We start from the raw sequence: 19,749 nt of genomic DNA, 5'->3' as shown, positions 1-19,749 counted from the left end.
CTTCAAATAAAATCCAGGGTTTCACCTTCAAACCCCCTTATAGAGTTCGTCTTCGATGTGCCGCACCTGGGAGATTCGCTCCTCGATCTCGAGTTTTTTCTTCTCGAGACGCTCCCGCACGGCTCGGTATTCCTCGCGCAACTCGTGCATGATCTCGCGGAGGCGAGCCGCTTCCTCGGCGATCTGGGGGTTCGGGTCAGGCAGCTGATTGCCGCTCCAGATGTCGGTGTGCATGTGAAGCTCGTGGTTTTTGACTTCCTGTCGTACCAAAGCGATGCCTAAAGCGCCCGTCTGCCCCGTATCGTGAGGTACTTTCTGGATCAAATCTTTGAGTATCAGCGTGGGATCGGTTTGACGCTGTTTTTGCTTGCGCCGAACGATCTCTTCTAGGCTCATTCCCAACTCACGCCACATCCGCACCGTCTGAGCTTGACGCACGTTCACAGGTTGGAAGCGGTAACGCCCTTCTACCTCCCAGGGTTCGATCAGGCCCAGCCGAATATAGTGGCGTACCGTCGAGACCGGCAGGTTAACCATTTTGGCGAAGGCTCCAATTCCGACCCCTGGGAGCTGAAAAAACGCCTGGGCATTCTCATCGGAACCCGCCAAGGCCAACATCGCGTTTCTAAAGTTTAGGTTTTGGCTGAACACTTTGGCTTGTTCTCGGAGGATGGACTCGAACCTAGCCTTGGAAAACTTTGGTGGAGGAAACGTATCCGCTGCCATGGCGTGCCTCGAGCCCTATTAGGCCACGTAAAGTCAACTTCACGTCAAGCCTTAGGGGGTGATATTGGCACTGTGCTGGTGACTATTGGTGTGATGAAGTTGCCGGGCGTGACCGTGGTGCGATTTACCGGGTTGCCCGGGGCTCGGTTGCCGCCAAGAAGTTGCTATGCTAGAATCCTATGCGCCAGCAGTGTCGCTGGATAAACTAAGGGCCGTTAGCTCAGCCCGGTAGAGCACTCGTCTCCAAAACGAGGTGTCGGAGGTTCGAATCCTTCACGGCCCGCCAGTCCAGGACGCAAAAACCCGAGGGTGCCTTGCCCTCGGGCTGGTCGTTTTACGGTGATTCTACGGTTTATGGGCTCAAGCCTTGGCTCGAGGGGCCAGCAAATCCTCGGGGTCAAGGACCCAACCCCGGCGCTCGTGCTCGAGCAAATGTCTGTAAGTTTCCAGGGTGATATTGGGGTTGGCGTGGCCCATGCGTTCGGCCACCAGCTCGAGGGGGGCACCCTGGGCCAGCATGTGGCTACCGTAGGAGTGCCTGAGGTCGTGGACTCGAAGCGGTGGAATACCCAGCCGCTCGGTGATCCGTTTCAAGGCCCAGTTGGGCGCGTGGGGGTTGAGCGGCTTGCTGGGGTCGTTGCCGGGAAAAAGCCAGCTATCCGGCCTCGGGTCTCCCAGCCGCTCGGTGTACCACAGCCGGTAGGCTTTCAGGCGCGCGAGGGTGGCGTGAGGGATAGGCACGGTACGCTCGGATGTGGCGGTCTTGGGCAGGCTTACCCCCCTGTGGTTGCCGTTCTCCGTCCAGGCCCGGCGCACGGTGAGCGTCCCGGCCTCGAGGTCGAGGTCAGCCCATTGCAGCCCCAGCGCCTCACCCCGGCGCAAGCCACAGGCCAGCATCAACCGCAGGGCTAGCGCGGTGCGGGGGTCTTGGTGCTGGTCGAGGGCGGCGAGCAGGGCGCTCAGCTCGTGGGGCTCGAGGGCTCTACCGGCCTTGGGCTTGGCCTGTCCCCTGGGGGCCTTGATCCGCACCGGCGCGACGGGGCTTCTGTAGATAAGCTCGAGGTGCAGCGCTTCCTCAAAGAGGGTGTGGAGCTTCTGCCGCACCATCTTCACGGTGCGCAGGCTGTAACGCTCCATGAGCCCGTCCAGCACCGCGCGGAGGTGGGCGGGCTTCACGTCTTGCAGGGGCTTCGCGCCTAACGGGTCGCGGGCCTCGGGGTCTTTGAGCGAGGGCAGGGCGTAGGACAGCTCGAGCCGGTACAGCTCGGCGGTGCGTGGGCGCACCTCCTTGGCCTTGCGCTCGAGCCACCTTTCCGCCCACTCCCTCAGGGTGAGCTTGCTGGGGTCGGCCAGCAGCCCCTTGTGGTATAGGGCGGCCTGTTCGGCCAGCCACGCCTCGGCCTCCCGGCGGGTCTTGTGGTAGGCCCGCACCCGTAGCGGCTTGCCCTGGGCGTCAAAGCCCAGGTTCAGTTCAGCGCACCAGCGCCTCGAGCCCTTGTGGTAGTAGGTCGTCCCGCCACCTTTACCCCGCCTCGCCATCTCCGGCCTCCCGCAAAAATCCCAGCACCTTGAGTCCGGCCACCAGCACCTCACCGCGTTGAGCGGGGGTTAGCCCCTCGAGCAGGGCGGCCACCTCCCTGTCCAGCCGCATTCTGACTCGAGCGCTGACCTCGTTAGGGGCTAAGGGCTCGAGCCCCAGCGCGGCCAGGCGGCGCTCTTTGGATGGGCGTACCCTAGCCACATGGTGTTCTCTGTTGGGCATAGATTCATCATAGCATTGTGGGACTCAATGAAAACATTTCCGCTAATTTGCATTAGGGGAAATATCCACTTAGCCCCCCGTCGTGTCTGGGACAAGCGGTGTAGCACCGTCCAGCGGCCACTCGCGGACGATATCCACGTACCTGGGCCACAGGCGAATCTCGAGCGCGTCAGGGTGCCGGGCAGCCCAGTCGCGCACCAGCGCGGGTAGGTACCGGGCCTCGTTGCCGGTGCTGGTGGTACCGGGTCCGTATGGCCTCATCTGTTTGAAGGCCAGGGTGAACGGGCCTCGAGGGCCCAGGGCCTCGAGGATTCGTGGCAGGGCGGCCTCGAGCTCGGGCCAGCTCGTGAAGCTCCAGAAATCGGGGGGTGTCCCGGTATGTCCCGGAACCCCGGTGACGGGTTGTGATTCTGTTCCGTTATGTTCCACTTCGCCGGTGCGGGGTTGTTGCGCTATCTTGCGAAACGCGGCGCTATGCGCCGATACCGGATTGGGCACTAACCCGTTAGACACACGTGCTAGACGCACAAACCGGTGTTCTCCATTGTGGCCTAGCGTCACCCCCAGCCCGTGCCGGTGAGCGTGATGCCTCAACCACAAGGACAGGGCTACCGGGTTAGCGGGCCAGGGCTCTTGCCGGTAGCCCTCGAGGGCCTTCCACAGGTCGCGGGGTGTGCCCGTCCAGGGGCCAGCCTCGAGCAAGCGGTGCAGGGCCTCTGAGAGTTTGGGGTACTTACTCATCCAACACCTCGAGCAACCGCGACAGGGGCAGCACCACCAGGGGCGGCCTGCGGTCGGGCTTGAGCACCAGCAGGTCGCTACCTTCAAGCCAGCCCTCGAGGGTCTTGAAGTGTTTGCGGCTCTTAACTTCAACCCGCGCTGTCCCTATCCGGGGCAGCGTGACTACCACGTCACCGCTCCAGCCGGGGGCAGCACCGGAAAGTGGTACACGGCGGGCCTCGAGGCCGTGGGCTTTCAGTAGCGTGACCACCTCGCGCTCCACGCGGTCACCCTTGCGTTTGGGGGCTCTACCGGGCATAGGTCGCCTCCCGCTTGCGTTGCACCAGCGCAACCCGGGTGCGGCCCGCATACAAGGCCACACTCACCTGTGGGGTTGGGCACCGGTGCGCCAGTTTGCCCAGCGCCTTGAGCAGCCACCCCTCGGCGGTGAGCCGGGGCATCCCCGGCCACCGGGCGTGGGCCTCGAGGTCAGCCCGGCTTGGACGCACCAGCCGGGCCACCACCTCGCCGTCAACCTCCACGGTGAGTAGGGGGTGGGGGTGGGCCTCGAGCCGGGCCACCAGTTGGGGCACCTGGGCGGTGAGGATGGCCCAGGGGTTCATAGCTCCACCACCTCCCACTCACCGTCCTCATCCTCGGGGGGTTGCGCGAACCCTAGGGGTCTCCTATCCGCAAAACCGGGAACACCGGGAACAGGCGAGTTTTTGTCGTCCTGGACAGAGTTTAGGCTGTTCCCGGTTTCTGGGTTGTTCCCGGTCGCTTCCGGGAACACCACAGGCGGCGTGTCGGGGTCGGGGTTTTGTTCCCGGTCGCTACCGGGAACAGATGAAAAACCGGGAACAGGTTTTGTGTCGTCCTGGACGGTGTTTGTCGTGTTGTTCCCGGTGTTCCCGGTTTTCCCGATATAAGGCCCTAGGACATGCACAACCCGGTGGAGTTCCCCGCCTATCCTCACCCGGGCCTGATACCGGACAGACTCCCCGTCAGCCTGTGTGCGGATAGCCCCGGCCTCGCCCAGCCGCTTCCACAGGGTGCGCTCGGTGGGCAGGGGTTCGCCGGTCTCCCCGGCCAGCCGGGCGAGCACGGCGTAGGCGGCTTTGGGGTCGAGGTAGATACCGTGGGTCTCGGGGTCACTGGGTATCCAGCCGATGGCCGGGCCTTGTGGCCGCCACACCCCGGCGGCAAAGTCGCTGCTGCTGGTGGGTTCGTGGTACTGCCAACCCCAGCTTGCGGGGTGGGTCAGGTAATCCTCTACGGATTGCCCGGCTCGCCAATCTGTGGGCACCAGGTGAGCGCGGCCCATGCGCAGGGCGGCGAACAGCAGCGCGCCAAACCGCTCGGCGGGGTCGGCGTCCTTGTGGTGCTGAGCCTGGGCGGTGCGCACCTGCTCCAGCGCTTCCAGCACCCCGGCCTCGAGGGCCTGGAGCTCCACCCCCACCGTGGCGGCATAGACGCGGTAAGTCTCCCAGGTGGCGTGTAGCCGGGCCAGGGCGTCAGTGGTACGGCCATGCTCGGCGCTCCAGCGCGGGCGAAGCTCGGCCACACGCCGGGTGAGCCGGGCCTGGTGGTCCTCGAGGGCCCGGGCCAGGTACCGCACCCATGCGCCCAGGGCCTGGGCGTACACCCCGTCACGGGCCAGGGCCTGGGCGCGAGACAGCCGCTCGAGGTCTACGTCTCCCCGCTCGAGCTCGAGAAACAGGCACCGTGCTCTCACACTGTGGCCGGGGGGTAGGTCCTCGCCGGTGATAAGCAGACTGCCGCGCGGGGGCTTGTCGGGGGCCAGACTGCCGTCAGCCCGCATACGTAGCCGCCCAACCCCGTTGCCCTGGTTGCGCAGCAACCGGGCGGCCTTGGCCTGGAGCTCTTTTTGCCTGCCCTCGGCGTTTTGGGGGGCGTAGTCGTCTATCAACAGCAAGCTGTCCTTGGCGGTGAAGGCGCTCCCCTCGAGGGCGTTGGCGGTGGCCTCCCAGCCGGTGGGCGGCGCGTCGTGCCCCCCCCACAGGCTTTGGAGCACCAGGGCCAGGCTGGTTTTTCGGGCACCGGTTGGCCCGCTCAAGTAGAGCGAGAAGGGGGTGTGGCCCAGCGGTGCGGCCAGACTATAGAGGATAAGGGGCACCGTCACCCGCGCAGGGGCCAGGTGCCGGAGCTCCCACAGTTGAAGGATGGCCTCCCGCTCGGCCTCGCCGGTGGGGGGCTCGGGCAGGATAAAGCCGCTCAGCGCACGGCCTGGGTCCACCTCGAGCCCGGGCACCGCACCGTCAGGTCCGATGCCCCCCCCAGCGTGCAGGTACACGTGGTGGCCGCCCACCTTGGCCCACCCCAGGTGTTTATGCACCGTAGCGCGGGTGGTCAGCCCGAGCGACAAATACTGAATCGCGGCGCGCAGGTGGTCTTTGGCCCCCTGCCCGGGTTGCACCACGGCCTCTGAGCCCCAGTGCTTGGTTACCCAGTTCATGGATGCAAACTCAGCGGCCCGCACCTGGGCCACAGGCAGGGCGCGACCTGTGGCGGTGTAGCCCTCGAGCTCGAACAGCACCTCGCTCTCGAGCCCGTCGGTAGCCACCACCTCCCGGCGAATCGCGGCGGCGAAGTTGCTCAACGGGTAGTAGGTCACGGCCTGGGCCTCGCCTCGGCCCTCCACTTTGGCCGCCAGAATCTGCCCGTGCTCCACCTTGTAGCGCGGCTCCCCCAGCACCTGCCCGCCTCCCGTGCGCTCATCGAGCGGGGTACGGGGGCCAGCACCGGCCACGTGTGGGTGCTGTGGGTTGTAGGGACTACTTGAGCGGGCCTTCTCGAGGGTGGCCTGCCCGTAGGTTCGCCCGTCAGCGTGGTGTTTTTCGTCCCACTTGGGCCGGTACAACTTTGACTGCCGAAACAGCCGGTCAGCCCGGGCGGTGTCGTTGCCGCACCAGAACATCAGGTGGCCCGCGAGGGCCAAATCGGCCTCGGACTGCGAGCGGTAGCCGCTGGTATCCCCCTCCCACAAACGGCGTACGTCGGCCCCGTTTTTGGCGGCGAACGCCTTTTCTAACAGGGCCTTGTCGTCCAGCGCCACAGGGTGGGGTGCCGGTGCTGGAGCTGGTGCCAGTGCTGTGGACACCAACAGCTCCAGGTCGGCTAGCAAAGCCTCTAGCTCGGTCTGGCACTCCTGGAGATCGTCGGGGTACCCTTCCCACCGATGGCCGGTGAAGGTAAAGAACCGGCCACGGTCGTACACCTCCAGCTCCACGCCGGGGGCCAGCTGCTTGCGGTTGCGGCACCCTTCGGGCAGCTTGCCGTGCAACAGGATGTGGCAGCCCTTGCCGGAGGGTGACCACTCCACGTAAGAGTCGAGCCGGTCCACGATGGTCCGGGCTTCGGTCGGGACACCCTCACCGGGATATTCCTTCCAATCGAGGTCGATTCCGGTGATACCGTCCCCCAGCACAAACCCCAACCCGGCAAAACGCCCGGTCTTGAGGGCCTTCAAGGCGTCATCGAGCGAGCACCACGTGGCCGGGTCGTTGGACTTGGCCAGCGTGCCGTCAGGCCGGTAGGGAACCTTGGTTTTCCTGCCGTCGCGCTCCTCGTAGCGCCACAGTGTCCAGCGCTCGAGGGCGCGCAAGCTCGAGGGGATGCGCTCAGGACGCACGGTTTACCCCCTTGAGTAGCGCGTCAATCAGGCGGCTTGCCTCGAGCCGGCTGATTGGCACCGGGCCACGGTGCCCCAGCCGGTGCAGGTAGGCCAGTTGTTTTTCGGTCGGCGGCAACTCCTGCATGTGGCGCTCGAGGGCCTCGGTTGCGCGCTCGGCTTTGAGCCGTTGCCGCTCAGCCCAGGGCAGCGCTTCCCACCACAATGCCCAGCGCGCACCGGCCAGCAGGGCCTCGGGGTCGAGCTCGGCCAGCAGCCGCAGCGTGTGGGCGGCCTCGCTCCAATGGCGCCGGTTGGCCCGCTCGAGGGCAAACCCCACAACCTGGTGAGGCTCGGAGCACCCGGCGCGCACCGCCTCGAGCAGCAGGTTTGCGCCTGTGGAGCGCTGTTCTGCCGGAAAGTAGGCGAGAAAGGCTAGCCTATCGTGTAGAATGCGTTCAGGGACCACAGCGCACCCCTTTCTCAAGCCCCGCCCTGACCGGCGGGGTCTTCCTCTTCCGGCAAGCGCCCATCCATCAGCGCTTCCACCACGCGGGCGGGCAGCACCCAGCGCTTGCCCAACCGAAAACCGTGTGTGCGCGCGAGTTTATAGGCCACGTCCCGGCCTAGCACGTCTATACCCACCAATCGCCGCACCTGTTCAACCGTGTATAGCGGTTTCTTTTCCATGCTTTGAGCATGGGGCACCCAAGCCGAAAAAGCGCGGACACGGAAAGTTCAACCCCGTGTCCGCTTTACTTGCTGAGCTCCCGGCTCAGGCGTTCTACCGCTTTCCGTACCGCGTCATCGGTCAGGGGCTCCTCGCCCTGGTCAGCGATTGTGGTATACGAGAGGCCCTTGACCACGCGCAGCACCCACCATCTGGCGTGTTTTTGGAGCTCCTGGTTCGGCAGCGCCCAGGCGTGCCACAGCGCCCTGTACTCGCCTAGCCACGCCTCGACCGCCTCACGCAGGCGGGCCTCCACGGTGCGCCAGTCGCCGGTTTTCTCTCCACCGTGGATAGGTAAGGCAAACTCCGGCGTGGTAAAGCGCGGTGTTGGGGGCACAACCACAACCGGCCCCCAGTACAGCGGTATCGGCTTGCCGGTGTGCTCCGGCATCCTCGCCCACATGTCCAGGTGTTGCAGCGCCCAGTCCAGCACCCGGGGGTGGTTCAGGTTCCATCCGGTGGCCCAGCGCACCAAAGCGTGCTGTAGCTCGTCCAGCGCTTTCAGCCCGTCCCTCCACCGCCCAGGGGGTAAGTCCTCGAGCCTGGCGTAGGCCAGCACAGCCTGGCTCTCACACAGCCCCTCCCAATCACTCAAGTAGATGCCCGGGTCGTCTCGATACCGGGTGGCGCCCTGGTAGGTGGGCAACAGCCCGGCGAGGTCTTTCAGCACTTCCGGCGCTAGGTCGTTCACGGCGCGCAGGACATACCGCCAGGCGTGCCACCTGCGCCAAGCCTGCGCGTGCTCTTGGTGGTTTGTGAAGGTATCGGCCACGGGTTGCCCTCCCTCCCCGTGGCCGGTGTAGAATGAGTGAGCCCCACGAAGGCTCCTCCTGGTTTCGGCCAGGGGGATTTTGCTTATTCTATCACCCCTCACAAAGGGGGCTCTTATCGCAAAAAACGGCCCTGGAAGTTTACGGTTTATCTACGGTTTATGGCTCCGAAAACAGCCGAAAGTAGCCGTAAACACACTCGCCGTTTTGCCGATAAGCAAGGGCATATCCGTAGGTAGCCGTAAGCTGCCGGAGAGCAGGTAGCCTCCTCCAAAACGAGGTGTCGGAGGTTCGAATCCTTCACGGCCCGCCAGTCCAGGACGAGAAAAACCGGAGTCACCCAGGCTCCGGTTGTCGTTTTTGCACTAGGAGAAGGCGATCCGCCGCGTTTTGCGTACGACGTCACAACCGCACAATGCTTAATCAACTAGCCAGAGCACTAGAAAGGATGTCAGACCCAGCTCACCGCGCCGAAAGTGTCCTCGCGGCGTGGGCTGGTAGAGAACATCACCACCGGGGTCTGGGTATATTCCTCGATCAGCTCGATCAGCCGCAGCACGCTCTTCGGCAGGGCCTCGCGGCTTTGGATCCCGGCCAGTTCGCCCCAGCCCTCGAGCTCTTCATAACCCACTGTGCCATCGGGGCGGTGCTCGATCCCTACTTTGATTTTAGGGAAACCCGAGAGGATGTCGAGCTTGGTCAACACCAGCCCGTCAAAGCCGTTCACTTCACAGGCGTACTTGAGGAGCACCAGGTCCAGCCAGCCGGTACGCCGGGGGCGACCGGTGGTCACCCCGAACTCGCCCCCCTTCTGCCGCAAAAATTCTGCCTCGGCTTCGGGAAGCTCGGTGGGGAAGGGGCCGTTACCCACGCGGGTGGCGTAGGCCTTGGCCACCCCGTAGACCTTGTTGATGGCCTTGTGGTTGACCCCGGCCCCCACCAAGATCCCGCCCACGGTGGGATGGGAGCTGGTCACGTAGGGATAATCCCCGTAGTTGAGGTCGAGCAGGGTAGCTTGGGCTCCCTCGAAGAGCACTTTCTTGCCCTGCTTGATGGCTTCGCGGAGCAGGTGCCCGGTATCTGCGATGAAAGGCGCCAGGATATCGCGCATTCGGTGGAGGTCGGCCAGGGCCTTTTCACGGGTGTCCCAGCCCGCTTCCCTGGTCGAGTTGGGCTTCTCGGCAAGCAGGGTCTCGACCCGCTCGGCCAGCACCGCATCGCTTAGCAGATCCCCAACCCGTATGCCCACCCGCCGGGCCCGATCCGAGTAGGCCGGGCCGATGCCGCGCTTGGTGGTGCCCACGAAGTTGTTGCGGCTTTCCACCGCTTTATGGTGGGGCAGCACCAGGTGGGCCTTGTCGGAGACTAGGATTTTGGGCTCGAGGCCCTTGGCGCGAATATCGGCCAGCTCTTCGGCGAAGCGAAAGGCGTCGATCACCATTCCGTCCCCCAGGACGTTGGTGGCCTGCGGATGAATGACCCCGGTGGGCAGCAGGTTCAGCTTAAAGGTCTGGCCTTGGGCTACCACGGTGTGGCCTGCGTTGGCCCCCCCCTGGTAGCGCACCACGAAGTCGGCGTCCTCCGCGAGGGCATCGGTGACCTTGCCTTTGCCCTCGTCCCCCCATTGGGCTCCAATGATCGCGATCCCTGGCATACGGGCCTAGTGTAAGTCATTCGCTCCTGAGCGTGGGTGCTTAGGCTTCTTCGGGCACTTCTGGGACGGGGGTTCCGGCGTAGATCTGCTCGAGGTTGAGGGGTTCCCCCAAACAAGCGACCTCGAGCTCGCCGTCGTTGATCAACTCGCTCCACACCAGGTTCCAGCGGGTGCGCTGGTAGACCTCCACCCGCTTCTCCTCCTGCGAGACCAGCACGTAGGTCTTGAGGGTGGGGATCTTGAAGTAGGCCTCGAGCTTCTCCCTCCGGTCTTTGTCGGCGGTGGTCTCCGACAGCACTTCCACGATGAAGCAGGGCTCGTGGAGCTCACTTTCGTGGGCTTCGCTGCCGCAACTGATCACCACGTCGGGGTAGTAGTAGCGGTTGAGCGCCCTGACCCAGGTCCTCATGTTTTCGACCTGGAACTGACAGCCCTTGGCCCTGGCTTTCTGGGCCAGCGCGAGGGTAATGTTCACGACGATGTTGTTGTGGGTGCGGCTTTCTCCGGCCATCGCGTACACGAAGCCGTCGAGGTACTCGTAGCGCAGGCCAGTCTGCTTCTCCAGCTCGAGCCACTCCTCCTTACTCAGCCGGGCGGGACGAGGGGCGCTTGCGGGCATGGTCAGTGTGATTATAGTGCGCTCCTGCCGGGTGCCGTGAGTCGTACGTCGTACGTGATACGCCAAACGCTAAACGCCAAACGCCAAACGCTGGGGTACGTCTGATCGATTGCCGGGTGTAGGGGCGAGCCCCCGTGCTCGCCCTTTCTCCCTATAGCTTCCTGCCCTATACAAACCCCTTCGCGGCAAGTACACTATGAAGGTTGTGCTGTTGCCGTTCCTCGAGCCGGGGAGAGGCAACCCAATCCCTCAAGAGGACGGTATGGAACTCAGAAACATCGCGATCATCGCGCACGTGGACCACGGCAAGACCACGCTCGTCGATGCCATGCTCAAGCAGGCCAAAGCCCTCTCCCGCCACGACGCGGAAGGCGAGCGCATCATGGATTCGAACGACCTCGAGCGCGAGCGGGGCATCACCATTTTGGCCAAGAACACCGCCGTCGTGTGGAACGACGTCAAGATCAACATCGTCGATACCCCCGGCCACGCCGACTTCGGCGGTGAGGTCGAGCGGGCGCTCTCCATGGTGGACGGGGTGCTGTTGCTGGTCGATGCTGCCGAGGGTCCCATGCCCCAGACCCGCTTCGTGCTCAAGAAGGCCCTCGAGGCGGGGCTCAAGCCCATCGTGGTCGTCAACAAGGTGGACAAGCGTGACGCCCGCCCCGACGAGGTCCTGAACGAAACCTTCGACCTCATGGCCGAGCTGGGCGCCTCCGAGGAGCAGCTCGACTTCCCTTACCTCTACGCCATCGGGCGCGAGGGGGCGGCCTGGCTGAACGAGCGCAAGGACAACCTCGAGGAGCTCTTCCAGGTCATCCTCAGCCACATCCCCGCCCCCCGCGTCGAGGAGGGCCCCTTCCAGCTTCGCGTGGCCAACCTCGACCACTCCAGCTTTCTGGGCAAAATTGCCATCGGCAAGGTGCACCGCGGCACCGTGCGCAAGGGCCAGGTCATCACCGTCGTGGGCGAGCACGAGAGCCGTGACGTCAAGGTGGTGGCGGCCTTCACCCACCAGGGGCTCGAGCGCCTGGAGGTCGAGGAAGTCACCCCTGGCGACATCGTGGCCATCGCCGGGATGGAGGGGGTGGAGATCGGCGACACCCTCGCCGCCAAGGAAGCCCCCGAGGCCCTGCCTCGCCTGGCGGTGGACGAGCCCACCGTGAGCCTCACCCTCACCCCCAACACCTCACCCTTCGCAGGCAGAGAGGGTAAGTTCGTCACCAGCCGCCAGATCCGCGAGCGGCTCTTGAAGGAGCTCGAGACCAACGTGGCGCTGCGGGTCATCGAGGTCACCCCCGATACCTTCGAGCTGCATGGGCGCGGCGAGCTACACCTCGCGGTGCTCCTCGAGACTATGCGCCGCGAGGGCTTCGAGTTCAGCGTGGGCCAGCCCAGCGTGCTGCTGAAGGAAGTGGAGGGCCAGGTGCACGAGCCCTACGAGTACCTGGTGGTGGACGTGCCCGAGGCCAAGTTTGGCCCTGTGATGGAGGCCCTGGGTACCCGCAAGGCCCAGATGGTCCACATGGATCAGGGCGAGGGGCGGGTCCGCGCGGATTTCATCCTCCCGGCCCGGGCGCTTTTTGGTTTCCGCACCCTCTTCCTAACGCTCACGGCGGGCGAGGGCGTGATGAGCCACACCTTCCACGGCTATGGGCCACACGTGGGCACGCTCGAGACCCGCACCACCGGTAGCGCGGTGGCCATGGAGGCGGGCGTGGCCTTCGCCTACAGCCTCCACCGCCTACAGGAGCGCATCCGCTTCTTCATCGACCCCGGTACCGAGGTCTACGTGGGCATGATCGTGGGCGAGAACTCCCGCGATAACGACCTCAACGTCAACGTCTGCCTCAACAAGAAGCTCACCAACATCCGCGCCGCCGGCTCCGACGAGAACATCCGCCTGATCCCGCCCCGCAAGTTCACGCTCGAGGAGGCCCTGGAGTTCTTGGCCCCCGACGAGCTGCTCGAGGTCACCCCCAAGAGCCTGCGCCTGCGCAAGCGGGTGCTCGACCCCAGCCAGCGCAAGCGGGCGGAAATGGCCTAAGACGTCGTACGAAGGGGATCGTCCCTCGGGTGTACGGGCGTAGCCCGTCCCGACAGGGAATCTACCCCGGGTGTACGGGCATCGCCCGTCCCGAGACGCTTCCTTCGCCGCCGGTAGACGGGGTAGGGGATCGTCCCCCGCGTTTAGCGTTTTTTTCGCGTTTAGCGTCTGGCGTTTTGCGTATTACGTACGACGTAGGGTGTTTGTAAAAGATCACCGTGTCACAGAAACCGCGGGGCTGCTTGGCAAACCGGGGGATGATGCCCACCTCCACCCAACCGAGTTTGCGGTAAAGGGTCTCGGCGGCGCACCCCTTACAGGTGTCGAGGTACAGCAGGGTACGCCCGGCTTCGAGGGCGGCTTTTTCGACCGCGCGCATCAGGGCTTCGGCGATTCCCTGGCGGCGGGCTTTGCGGTGGACGAGAAGCTTTTGCACCTCAGCCCGGTGCAGGCTGTTGGGGGCAGAGGAGAGCTCGAGCATCACCGTTCCCACCACCTGCCCGCCCTGCTGGGCGGTGAGCAGGATGCGCTGGCCCTCGGCCAGACCGGAGAGCATCCGCTCCCAGAACCGCCAGGCTTCCGCCCAGGCGAGCGGGGGCAGGAAGCTCACCGAGGCCCCGCCGTCCACGCAGTCTCGCAACACTTCGGCCAGCTCGGGGAGGACGGCGCGGGCCTCCTCGGCCCCCAGGCGGCTAATGGTCCACATGCTCTAAATTCTGGCATAATCGGGGGGTTGTGCAACGGATGATCTTTCTTGACTACCATAGCGCCCGCACGGCGGGGCGGGCGAGGGATGAGGCGATGAACGGCCACCGGCAGCGCTTGGCAAGCAAGTCTCTGCTGCCGATTCCAAGCGGAGGCGAGGGCCGGGCCGAGGCCAACTGGGCGGTGACCGAACCGGGTTTCGGCAGGGGCATTTGCCCATGACCATCTGGCATAATCGGGGAGCTATGGCCGTAGTGCCGGCTACGCCAAGAGAGATCGAGCAGGCCGCGCGGGTCATCCGGGAGGGGGGGCTGGTAGCCTTCCCTACCGAGACCGTCTACGGGCTTGGGGCAAGTGCCCTGGATGCCTCTGCTGCGGCCCGCATCTTCGAGGTCAAGCGGCGGCCCAGCTTTGATCCCCTGATCGTTCACGTGGCGGACCGGGAGATGCTCCTGCGGGTGGCGCGAGAGGTGCCGACCCAGGCTGAGCCCCTGATGGAGAAGTTCTGGCCGGGGCCGCTCACCCTGGTGCTGCCCAAAGCCGAGGCCCTACCGGGGATCGTCACCTCGGGGCTGCCCACCGTGGCGGTGCGGATGCCCGCCCACCCGGTGGCGCTCGAGCTGATCCGCCGGGCCGGCCTGCCCATCGCCGCGCCGAGCGCTAACCCCTTTGGCTACCTGAGCCCGACCCGGGCCGAGCATGTCGAGCGGATGCTGGGGGAGGCGGTGGACCTGATCCTGGACGGGGGGCCGACCCTCTACGGGGTGGAGTCTACCATTTTGCTATTGGCCGAAAAGCCGGTGGTGCTGCGTCACGGGGCGATCTCCCTAGAGGAACTCGAGCCTATTCTGGGGCGGGTAGAACTCCGGATAGGGGAGAGCGCCAGGCCCCTGGTTCCCGGCCAGCTCCCGCAGCACTACGCCCCGCGCACCCCTATCCAGATTGCCCAACCTGACGAGGTGCCCAGGGAACTCCGCCGGCAGTCTGGGTATCTGGCTTTCCGGGACGTACCCAAGGGGTTCAAGGTAGTCAAGGTGCTCTCTCCCACCGGGGATCTCCGGGAGGCCGCCGCGCATCTCTTTGAGGCCCTGCACCAGCTCGACCGGCTGGGCCTGCCCGCCATCTACGCCGAACCGGTTCCCGAAGAAGGTTTGGGGCGGGCCATCATGGACCGGTTGCGCCGGGCGGCGGTTAAAGATTAGCGTCGCTGCGCGGGCAAGGTTCACTGCGCGTACGTCCTACGTCGTACGTCGTACGCAATACGCAAAACGCAAGACGTGACTTAGGTCATACGTCGTACGCTATACGCTAAACGCTACTTACGTCGTACGTCGTACGCCGTACGTCTTACGCTACACGCAGGGGACGATCCCCTACCCCGCCTACCGGCGGCGAAGGAGACGCTTCTTTCGCCGAGCGAAGCGAGACGCTTGTTTCGGCGCAAGCCGTGGGGTGACGCTTCTTTCGCCGAGCGGAGTGAGACGCTTGTTTCGGCGTAAGCCGTGGGGTGGCGTCTCGGGACGGGCTACGCCCGTACACCTGGAGGTAGATTCCCTTCGGGACGGCGTACCGCCGTACACCCGGGGGACCGATCCCCTTTGTATGACGTGTGACGTACGACGTAGGACGTCTGAGTCCGCATAGATCAAGCTACCAGACCACTTCGCCAAGGGCCGGCTCAGGACTCGAGCCGCTCGAGCAGGGCGTTTAGCGGCACCTCGGCCAGGCTGGGGATCACCAGATCGGCCCCGGAGAGGTCGGAGTACCGGGTCAGGGGGTTGGGAACCGCCACCACCCGCATCCCCGCGGCCTTGGCGGCCCTGATGCCGTTGAGCGAGTCCTCGATCACCAGAGCTTCGGCGGGCTCCACCCCCAAGCCCTCAGCGGCCCGCAGGAAGAGGGCGGGGTCGGGCTTGGTGCGCTCCACGTCGTCGCGGGTGCGCAGCACCGAGAAAAACTCCCGCAGCCCCAGCCGCCGCAGGTGGCCCTCGACCCAGCTCCGCCCCGAACTGCTCGCCACGGCCAGCCCGAGCCCGGCGGCCTGGGCCTGGGCGATCCACTCGCGCACCCCGGGTAGCACATCGGTGGCCTCCACGTACTCGCGCTCGAGGGTCCGGGCCCGCTCGAGCACCGCGCCGCGGTCGATCGGGTGACCCACCAGGTCCTCGATGTGGGCCAGCGGGTCGAACCTGACCTCGTTGGTGCCGAGGAGGGGTAACCAGGTCTCGAGGGCGAGCGCGGCCCCCTGCTCGGCGTAGACCCTCTGCCACGCGCGGAAGATGGCCGTCTCGCTGTCAAAGATGGTGCCGTCGAGGTCGAAGATCAGGGCGCGCATGTTGGGTCAACTATAACGCCCTGCAGGGGATGAAAAGGCTGAGAGAAAACCGTTCGGATAAGGGGCCTCTGAACTCGTTTATGTAAATGCGCTCTCAGCACCCCCTGTTGCGTTGCCGCGGCCTAGGGTAGACTAGCCTGCGGTATGAAACGATACCTGTTGCTGTTGTTGGCGGCGCTTGGCCTTTCGCTCGCGTTCGCCCAGACCCCGGTCAAGGTGCGCATCGGCTTCAACCCCACCCAGAACTCCGACCAGCTTCGCCCAGCGGCTCAAGCTATCGCCGACTACATCGAGAAAGAGTTCAAGGGCACGGTCGAGGTCGAGATCTTCATTCCCACCGAGTACCGTGGCCTGATCGAGGCCATGCGCGGCGGCAACCTGGACTTCGCCTTCTTCCCCCCCGACGGCTATGTGATCGCCCACCAAGATGTGGGTGCTGAGGTGCTGCTGAAGAGCGTGCGGGGCAACGGCCCTTACTACTGGTCGGCCATCGTTGTACGCAAGGATTCCGGCATCAAAAACGTGCGCCAGCTCGAGGGCAAGACCATCGCCTGGGTGGATAAGAACTCCGCCGCCGGGTACGTCTTCCCCCGCGCTGCCCTGATCGCCGCGGGGTTGGATCCCGACAAGCTCTTCTCCAAGCAGGTCTTTGCCGGCAAACACGACTCGGCGGTGCTGGCCGTGCTCAACAAGTCGGTAGATGCCGCGGCCACCTTTGCCAACGACGACAAGAACAAGTCGGGGGCCTGGACTCAGTTTTTGAAGCCCGAAGAGGCCGCCCAGCTCACCGCTATCTTCTACTCCAAGCCCATCCCCGGCGATACCTTCAGCGTCTCCAAGCAATTCCTGGCCAAATACCCTAACCTGGCCCGGGGCATCGCTGCCGCCATCCAGCGCATCAAAACTCCCAACAGCAAGCTGCTCATGGACCTCTACCGCATCGACTACATGATCCCCGCCAAGGACTCCGACTACGACGTAGTGCGGGAGGCCCGCAAGGTGGCCGGTCAGTAAAAAGTTGCCGATGGAGACGAAACGCCCCTGGGCCACCCAGGGGCTAACTTCCTTGGGCCTGTCTCACCGCGTTTAGCGTATGACGTACAACACAAGGCATGCAGCCGCACAATGCCCCTTACCAGACCGATCAGGTCTGGGTATAGGCTATGAGCGATCAGGTTTCCTATGATCGAGGTCAAGAACGTCTCGCAGACCTTTCACACCGCGCGGGGCCCCTTTCAGGCTCTTGTGGACGTGAGCCTCTCCATCCCCAAGGGAGATTTCGTGGCGATCATCGGGCGTTCGGGCGCGGGGAAGAGCACCTTCTTGCGCACCCTCAACGGCCTTTTGATCCCCAGTCAGGGCCAAGTGGTGGTGGACGGTACGGACATTACCAAGCTCCCCAAGCGTGAGCTGCAAAAGTATCGCCGCACGGTGGGGTTCATCTTCCAGCAGTTCAATCTGGTCACCCGGCTGTCGGTGCTGGACAACGTGTTGCACGGACGGCTCGGCTACCTCCCGACCTGGCGGGGCTTGCTGGGCCTGTATTCTGATCGCGACTACGAAATCGCCCGCCAGCAGATCGCCCGGGTAGATTTGAGCGCCAAGGAAACCGCGCGGGTGGACTCGCTCTCGGGCGGGCAGCAGCAGCGGGTGGCCATCGCCCGGGCCATGGCCCAAGAGCCTACCCTGATCCTGGCTGACGAGCCCGCCGCCAACCTCGACCCGGTGCTCTCCGAGGAGGTGATGCGCACCCTGCGGCATTTCAACGCTACCGATGGGGTGACGGTGGTGATCAACATCCACACCCTCGAGCTGGCCCGCCAATACGCCCGCCGCATCATCGCCTTCCGGCGTGGGCGGTTGGTCTTCGACGGCGCCCCGCAGGAGCTTACCGAGGAGTTGGTGGACGGGATCTATGAGCGGAAGGAGATGCTGGCGTGAGGCCGCGCTTGGTCATACGTCTAAGCTTTCACGGGGCACGGATCGCGTACGACGTATGACGAGAGCTTGCGAACCCTGCCCGTTCCTCGAGGTCACGGTATGACGACCATCCTGTTTTATCTCCTTATCGGTGTGGGGCTGGCGGCGCTCTCGGGGGTAGCCAAGGGCTCGATGCGCCGCTTGGTGATTGGCGGGGCGTTGGGGATTCTGGTGGCTTTCGTGGCTTTCCCCTTCAGCCGCTCCTCGGGTTTCCTGAGCCGCGAGACCGTGGATCCCACCCTGCTCGCGTTGGCGCCGACCTTCCCCCTTTTGCTCTTGATCCCGTTGCTGATCGTCGCCGCCCTCTATTTGGCCCTGCGGGGCGGCGGCTGGGCGGCCTGGGGTGGAATCATCGGGGGTGGGGGCAGCGCCTTGGTGGGCCTAGCCTGGTATTCCCAACCGGCCCAGCTGGTTCGGCTGGTTCCGCTCAACGGGCTGATGGAAGGCTTGAGCGCGCTGGCCTTGACCCTGATCCTGGCTTTGCTGGGCCAAAACCACCTTCGGCTTCGCCTGCTTATCTATGGAGGGGCGGTGTTGTTGGGGGGGCTGGCTTTTTGGTGGTTGAACTCGAGCGGGGGTGGGCATACCTACTTGCCCCGTATGACGGGCTACTATAAACTCCTTGTGCCCACCCCTTCCGAGACCGAGCGCAAGCTGGTGGAGGACTACAACGCCGCGATCCCCCAGAAGAACGCCATCCTCAAGGAGATCGGCCAGCCCACCCTCGAGCCCATCACCTCGCTCGCGGACCTCAAGGGAAGCATCCCCCAAGAGGCCAGCGAGGCCGGGTATCGCTTGCTGCAACCGGCCCGTACCCAGTACGGGGCGCTGGCCCTCTTCGTGCTGGCGGGGCTGATGTTGGGGGCGGGCCTGGTGGGGCTGCGCCACCCCAACCTGCAGGAAGCGGGCGACCTGCGTTCTGGGATGATTTTCGCCGGGGTGGTTTCGATTTTGCTCCCGGCCTTTGAAGCCACCGAGTTCCAGTTGCAGAAGCTGGTCAAGGGCTGGCCCTTCCTGGTGGGATTCTTCCACAAAGCCTGGCCGCCCAACCTGGCCAACCCCGACGCCAACATCTTCCCCCTGCAAAGCGTGCTTTCGGAAATGGCCCTGACCGTCGAGATTGCCTTGGTCGGGACCTTCTTGGCGGCAATATTCGCGGTTCCCTCGAGCTTTCTAGCGGCCCGTAACCTCACCCAAGGGAGCGCTTTTATGCGCGGGATGTTCGCTTTTATGCGCGCTTTCTACAACGTAGATCGCGGGGTGGATACCCTCATCTTGGCCCTGGTCTTCGTGGCCGCGGTGGGGTTGGGGCCTTTTGCCGGAGTGTTGGCGATGGCCATTCACTCCATAGCGGATTTAGGCAAGCTCTACTCGGAGGCCATCGAAAACGTAGACAAAGGACCCATCGAGGCGCTCGAGTCCACCGGGGCCGCGGGGGTCAACGTGCTGCGCTGGGCGATCTTGCCCCAGGTGCTACCGCTGTTCGTCTCCTACACCCTCTACCGCTTCGAGATCAACTTCCGGGTCTCGGTGGTGTTGGGGCTGGTGGGGGCAGGGGGGATCGGCTACTTCATCAAGGGGGCTATGGACGCGGGCCACTACGACCAGATGATCATCGGGGTGATCGCCATCGTGATCGTGGTCAACCTCATCGACTTTGCCTCGAGCTGGCTGCGCAGCCGGTTGGTCTAGGCAGCCGCTTCATTCTGGAATCATCTACGTTTAGTTAGAATCGCCATGTGCTGCGTGCCACCCTCCTATTATTTGGAGTGATTTTATTTGTAGGGGGCTGTAAGAACTCCTACTCCGCCGCTGCCGCCTCTGGTTCGCCGGCGGTTAGCCCAGCGGCCCAGGGGGCCTCGAGCCCACCCCCCACGACCGCAGGCCTCGAGCTAAAGGTGGGCCTCCCGGGGATGCCACCCTATGACCCCAAGGATGTCTATGCCTTCACCCGGGCGGGGAGGCTCTCGCCTGCGGTGAAGGGATTTCCCGAACGGGTGTATGTGCCCGACGGCAAGACCAACCGGCTCTATGTCATCGACCCCGCCACCTTCAGGGTCATCGCCGAGC

At 64.6% G+C, this 19,749-nt stretch carries 20 protein-coding genes, 1 tRNA gene and 1 pseudogene; 8 read left to right on the top strand and 14 right to left on the bottom strand.

All coding sequences use genetic code 11. From position 1 onward, the window contains the following. Nucleotides 1–27 precede the first annotated feature (27 nt). Complete coding sequence (locus DNA98_RS15140) at nt 28–618, bottom strand: MerR family transcriptional regulator (RefSeq protein ID WP_158531658.1); 591 nt, start codon at nt 616–618, stop codon at nt 28–30. 317 nt (nt 619–935) lie between these two features. On the opposite strand from DNA98_RS15140, the gene DNA98_RS15135 reads away from it, so the two are divergent. Continuing rightward, nucleotides 936–1,012: transfer RNA gene (locus DNA98_RS15135), tRNA-Trp, on the top strand. Nucleotides 1,013–1,086: 74 nt separating this feature from the next. On the opposite strand, the gene DNA98_RS15130 is transcribed toward DNA98_RS15135, so the two are convergent. The 11 genes from DNA98_RS15130 to DNA98_RS15075 all read right to left on the bottom strand — a co-directional run bounded on the left by DNA98_RS15130 (nt 1,087) and on the right by DNA98_RS15075 (nt 10,612). Next, the gene (locus DNA98_RS15130) at nt 1,087–2,265 is read right to left on the bottom strand and encodes a site-specific integrase (RefSeq protein ID WP_110532214.1); all 1,179 of its coding nucleotides are present in this window, start codon (nt 2,263–2,265) and stop codon (nt 1,087–1,089) included. Continuing rightward, nucleotides 2,249–2,488, bottom strand: coding sequence for a hypothetical protein (locus tag DNA98_RS15125; RefSeq protein ID WP_110532212.1), 240 nt, complete (start codon nt 2,486–2,488; stop codon nt 2,249–2,251). The genes DNA98_RS15130 and DNA98_RS15125 overlap by 17 nt, the downstream gene beginning before the upstream one ends. A 69-nt stretch (nt 2,489–2,557) precedes the next feature. After that, a complete protein-coding gene (locus DNA98_RS17705; protein WP_129865678.1) occupies nt 2,558–3,229 on the bottom strand; it encodes a hypothetical protein in 672 nt (223 codons plus the stop codon). Further along, nucleotides 3,222–3,527 carry a hypothetical protein gene (locus DNA98_RS15115; protein ID WP_110532208.1) on the bottom strand — a complete coding sequence of 102 codons (306 nt, stop codon included), beginning with the start codon at nt 3,525–3,527 and terminating at the stop codon, nt 3,222–3,224. The genes DNA98_RS17705 and DNA98_RS15115 overlap by 8 nt, the downstream gene beginning before the upstream one ends. Beyond that, nucleotides 3,517–3,831 (bottom strand): hypothetical protein, encoded by a 315-nt coding sequence (locus tag DNA98_RS15110; protein ID WP_110532206.1) that lies wholly within the window; start codon nt 3,829–3,831, stop codon nt 3,517–3,519. Before DNA98_RS15110 ends, DNA98_RS15115 begins: the two co-directional genes overlap by 11 nt. After that, complete coding sequence (locus DNA98_RS15105; RefSeq protein ID WP_233493241.1) at nt 3,828–6,860, bottom strand: DUF927 domain-containing protein; 3,033 nt, start codon at nt 6,858–6,860, stop codon at nt 3,828–3,830. Before DNA98_RS15105 ends, DNA98_RS15110 begins: the two co-directional genes overlap by 4 nt. Continuing rightward, nucleotides 6,850–7,308, bottom strand: a complete 459-nt coding sequence (locus tag DNA98_RS15100; protein WP_110532204.1) for a hypothetical protein — start codon at nt 7,306–7,308, stop codon at nt 6,850–6,852. The genes DNA98_RS15105 and DNA98_RS15100 overlap by 11 nt, the downstream gene beginning before the upstream one ends. A gap of 14 nt (nt 7,309–7,322) precedes the next feature. Further along, entirely contained in the window at nt 7,323–7,529 is a 207-nt protein-coding gene (locus DNA98_RS15095) for a hypothetical protein (RefSeq protein ID WP_110532202.1), read from the bottom strand. A gap of 65 nt (nt 7,530–7,594) precedes the next feature. Then, on the bottom strand, nt 7,595–8,341 hold the full coding sequence (locus tag DNA98_RS15090) for a hypothetical protein (protein WP_110532200.1): 747 nt from the start codon (nt 8,339–8,341) through the stop codon (nt 7,595–7,597). 449 nt (nt 8,342–8,790) lie between these two features. Continuing rightward, nucleotides 8,791–9,993: an adenylosuccinate synthase gene (locus DNA98_RS15080; RefSeq protein ID WP_110532198.1), complete on the bottom strand. Its 1,203-nt coding sequence runs from the start codon at nt 9,991–9,993 to the stop codon at nt 8,791–8,793. Between the two features lie 40 nt (nt 9,994–10,033). Further along, a complete protein-coding gene (locus DNA98_RS15075) occupies nt 10,034–10,612 on the bottom strand; it encodes a Uma2 family endonuclease (protein WP_110532196.1) in 579 nt (192 codons plus the stop codon). A 262-nt stretch (nt 10,613–10,874) separates the two neighbouring features. On the opposite strand from DNA98_RS15075, the gene typA reads away from it, so the two are divergent. Continuing rightward, the gene (typA, locus tag DNA98_RS15070; RefSeq protein ID WP_110532268.1) at nt 10,875–12,659 is read left to right on the top strand and encodes a translational GTPase TypA; all 1,785 of its coding nucleotides are present in this window, start codon (nt 10,875–10,877) and stop codon (nt 12,657–12,659) included. Nucleotides 12,660–12,720: 61 nt separating this feature from the next. Here the strand turns inward: typA and DNA98_RS15065 are convergent, their stop codons facing one another. Further along, on the bottom strand, nt 12,721–13,365 hold the full coding sequence (locus tag DNA98_RS15065) for a GNAT family N-acetyltransferase (RefSeq protein ID WP_110532194.1): 645 nt from the start codon (nt 13,363–13,365) through the stop codon (nt 12,721–12,723). Between the two features lie 29 nt (nt 13,366–13,394). On the opposite strand from DNA98_RS15065, the gene DNA98_RS15060 reads away from it, so the two are divergent. Both DNA98_RS15060 and DNA98_RS15055 read left to right on the top strand, forming a co-directional pair. Continuing rightward, complete coding sequence (locus tag DNA98_RS15060) at nt 13,395–13,586, top strand: hypothetical protein (protein WP_129865677.1); 192 nt, start codon at nt 13,395–13,397, stop codon at nt 13,584–13,586. 23 nt (nt 13,587–13,609) lie between these two features. Beyond that, on the top strand, nt 13,610–14,566 hold the full coding sequence (locus DNA98_RS15055; protein ID WP_165364010.1) for an L-threonylcarbamoyladenylate synthase: 957 nt from the start codon (nt 13,610–13,612) through the stop codon (nt 14,564–14,566). A 476-nt stretch (nt 14,567–15,042) separates the two neighbouring features. Here the strand turns inward: DNA98_RS15055 and DNA98_RS15050 are convergent, their stop codons facing one another. Continuing rightward, a complete protein-coding gene (locus DNA98_RS15050) occupies nt 15,043–15,699 on the bottom strand; it encodes an HAD family phosphatase (RefSeq protein ID WP_110532188.1) in 657 nt (218 codons plus the stop codon). A 144-nt stretch (nt 15,700–15,843) separates the two neighbouring features. On the opposite strand from DNA98_RS15050, the gene DNA98_RS15045 reads away from it, so the two are divergent. The 4 genes and pseudogenes from DNA98_RS15045 to DNA98_RS15030 form a co-directional block, all read left to right on the top strand. Continuing rightward, nucleotides 15,844–16,713 carry a phosphate/phosphite/phosphonate ABC transporter substrate-binding protein gene (locus DNA98_RS15045; protein WP_110532186.1) on the top strand — a complete coding sequence of 290 codons (870 nt, stop codon included), beginning with the start codon at nt 15,844–15,846 and terminating at the stop codon, nt 16,711–16,713. A 168-nt stretch (nt 16,714–16,881) separates the two neighbouring features. After that, nucleotides 16,882–17,640, top strand: a complete 759-nt coding sequence (gene phnC / locus DNA98_RS15040) for a phosphonate ABC transporter ATP-binding protein (RefSeq protein WP_110532184.1) — start codon at nt 16,882–16,884, stop codon at nt 17,638–17,640. A gap of 99 nt (nt 17,641–17,739) precedes the next feature. Further along, nucleotides 17,740–19,371 (top strand): phosphonate ABC transporter, permease protein PhnE, encoded by a 1,632-nt coding sequence (gene phnE, locus DNA98_RS15035; protein WP_110532182.1) that lies wholly within the window; start codon nt 17,740–17,742, stop codon nt 19,369–19,371. A gap of 47 nt (nt 19,372–19,418) precedes the next feature. Next, nucleotides 19,419–19,749: pseudogene (locus DNA98_RS15030) on the top strand (hypothetical protein); the annotation flags it as partial.

The organism is Meiothermus sp. Pnk-1, assembly GCF_003226535.1.
In the GTDB taxonomy this organism is placed as follows: domain Bacteria; phylum Deinococcota; class Deinococci; order Deinococcales; family Thermaceae; genus Allomeiothermus.
This window is presented reverse-complemented; position numbering and strand designations above follow the sequence as displayed.

Coding starts and splice junctions, on each gene's coding strand:
- typA (WP_110532268.1), top strand. CDS start 10,875: ATGGAACTCAGAAACATCGCGATCATCGCGCACGTGGACCACGGCAAG.
- DNA98_RS15110 (WP_110532206.1), bottom strand. CDS start 3,831: ATGAACCCCTGGGCCATCCTCACCGCCCAGGTGCCCCAACTGGTGGCC.
- DNA98_RS15080 (WP_110532198.1), bottom strand. CDS start 9,993: ATGCCAGGGATCGCGATCATTGGAGCCCAATGGGGGGACGAGGGCAAA.
- DNA98_RS15065 (WP_110532194.1), bottom strand. CDS start 13,365: ATGTGGACCATTAGCCGCCTGGGGGCCGAGGAGGCCCGCGCCGTCCTC.
- DNA98_RS15050 (WP_110532188.1), bottom strand. CDS start 15,699: ATGCGCGCCCTGATCTTCGACCTCGACGGCACCATCTTTGACAGCGAG.
- DNA98_RS15125 (WP_110532212.1), bottom strand. CDS start 2,488: ATGCCCAACAGAGAACACCATGTGGCTAGGGTACGCCCATCCAAAGAG.
- phnE (WP_110532182.1), top strand. CDS start 17,740: ATGACGACCATCCTGTTTTATCTCCTTATCGGTGTGGGGCTGGCGGCG.
- DNA98_RS17705 (WP_129865678.1), bottom strand. CDS start 3,229: ATGAGTAAGTACCCCAAACTCTCAGAGGCCCTGCACCGCTTGCTCGAG.
- phnC (WP_110532184.1), top strand. CDS start 16,882: ATGATCGAGGTCAAGAACGTCTCGCAGACCTTTCACACCGCGCGGGGC.
- DNA98_RS15140 (WP_158531658.1), bottom strand. CDS start 618: ATGTTGGCCTTGGCGGGTTCCGATGAGAATGCCCAGGCGTTTTTTCAG.
- DNA98_RS15130 (WP_110532214.1), bottom strand. CDS start 2,265: ATGGCGAGGCGGGGTAAAGGTGGCGGGACGACCTACTACCACAAGGGC.
- DNA98_RS15055 (WP_165364010.1), top strand. CDS start 13,610: ATGGCCGTAGTGCCGGCTACGCCAAGAGAGATCGAGCAGGCCGCGCGG.
- DNA98_RS15095 (WP_110532202.1), bottom strand. CDS start 7,529: ATGGAAAAGAAACCGCTATACACGGTTGAACAGGTGCGGCGATTGGTG.
- DNA98_RS15115 (WP_110532208.1), bottom strand. CDS start 3,527: ATGCCCGGTAGAGCCCCCAAACGCAAGGGTGACCGCGTGGAGCGCGAG.
- DNA98_RS15075 (WP_110532196.1), bottom strand. CDS start 10,612: ATGCCCGCAAGCGCCCCTCGTCCCGCCCGGCTGAGTAAGGAGGAGTGG.
- DNA98_RS15045 (WP_110532186.1), top strand. CDS start 15,844: ATGAAACGATACCTGTTGCTGTTGTTGGCGGCGCTTGGCCTTTCGCTC.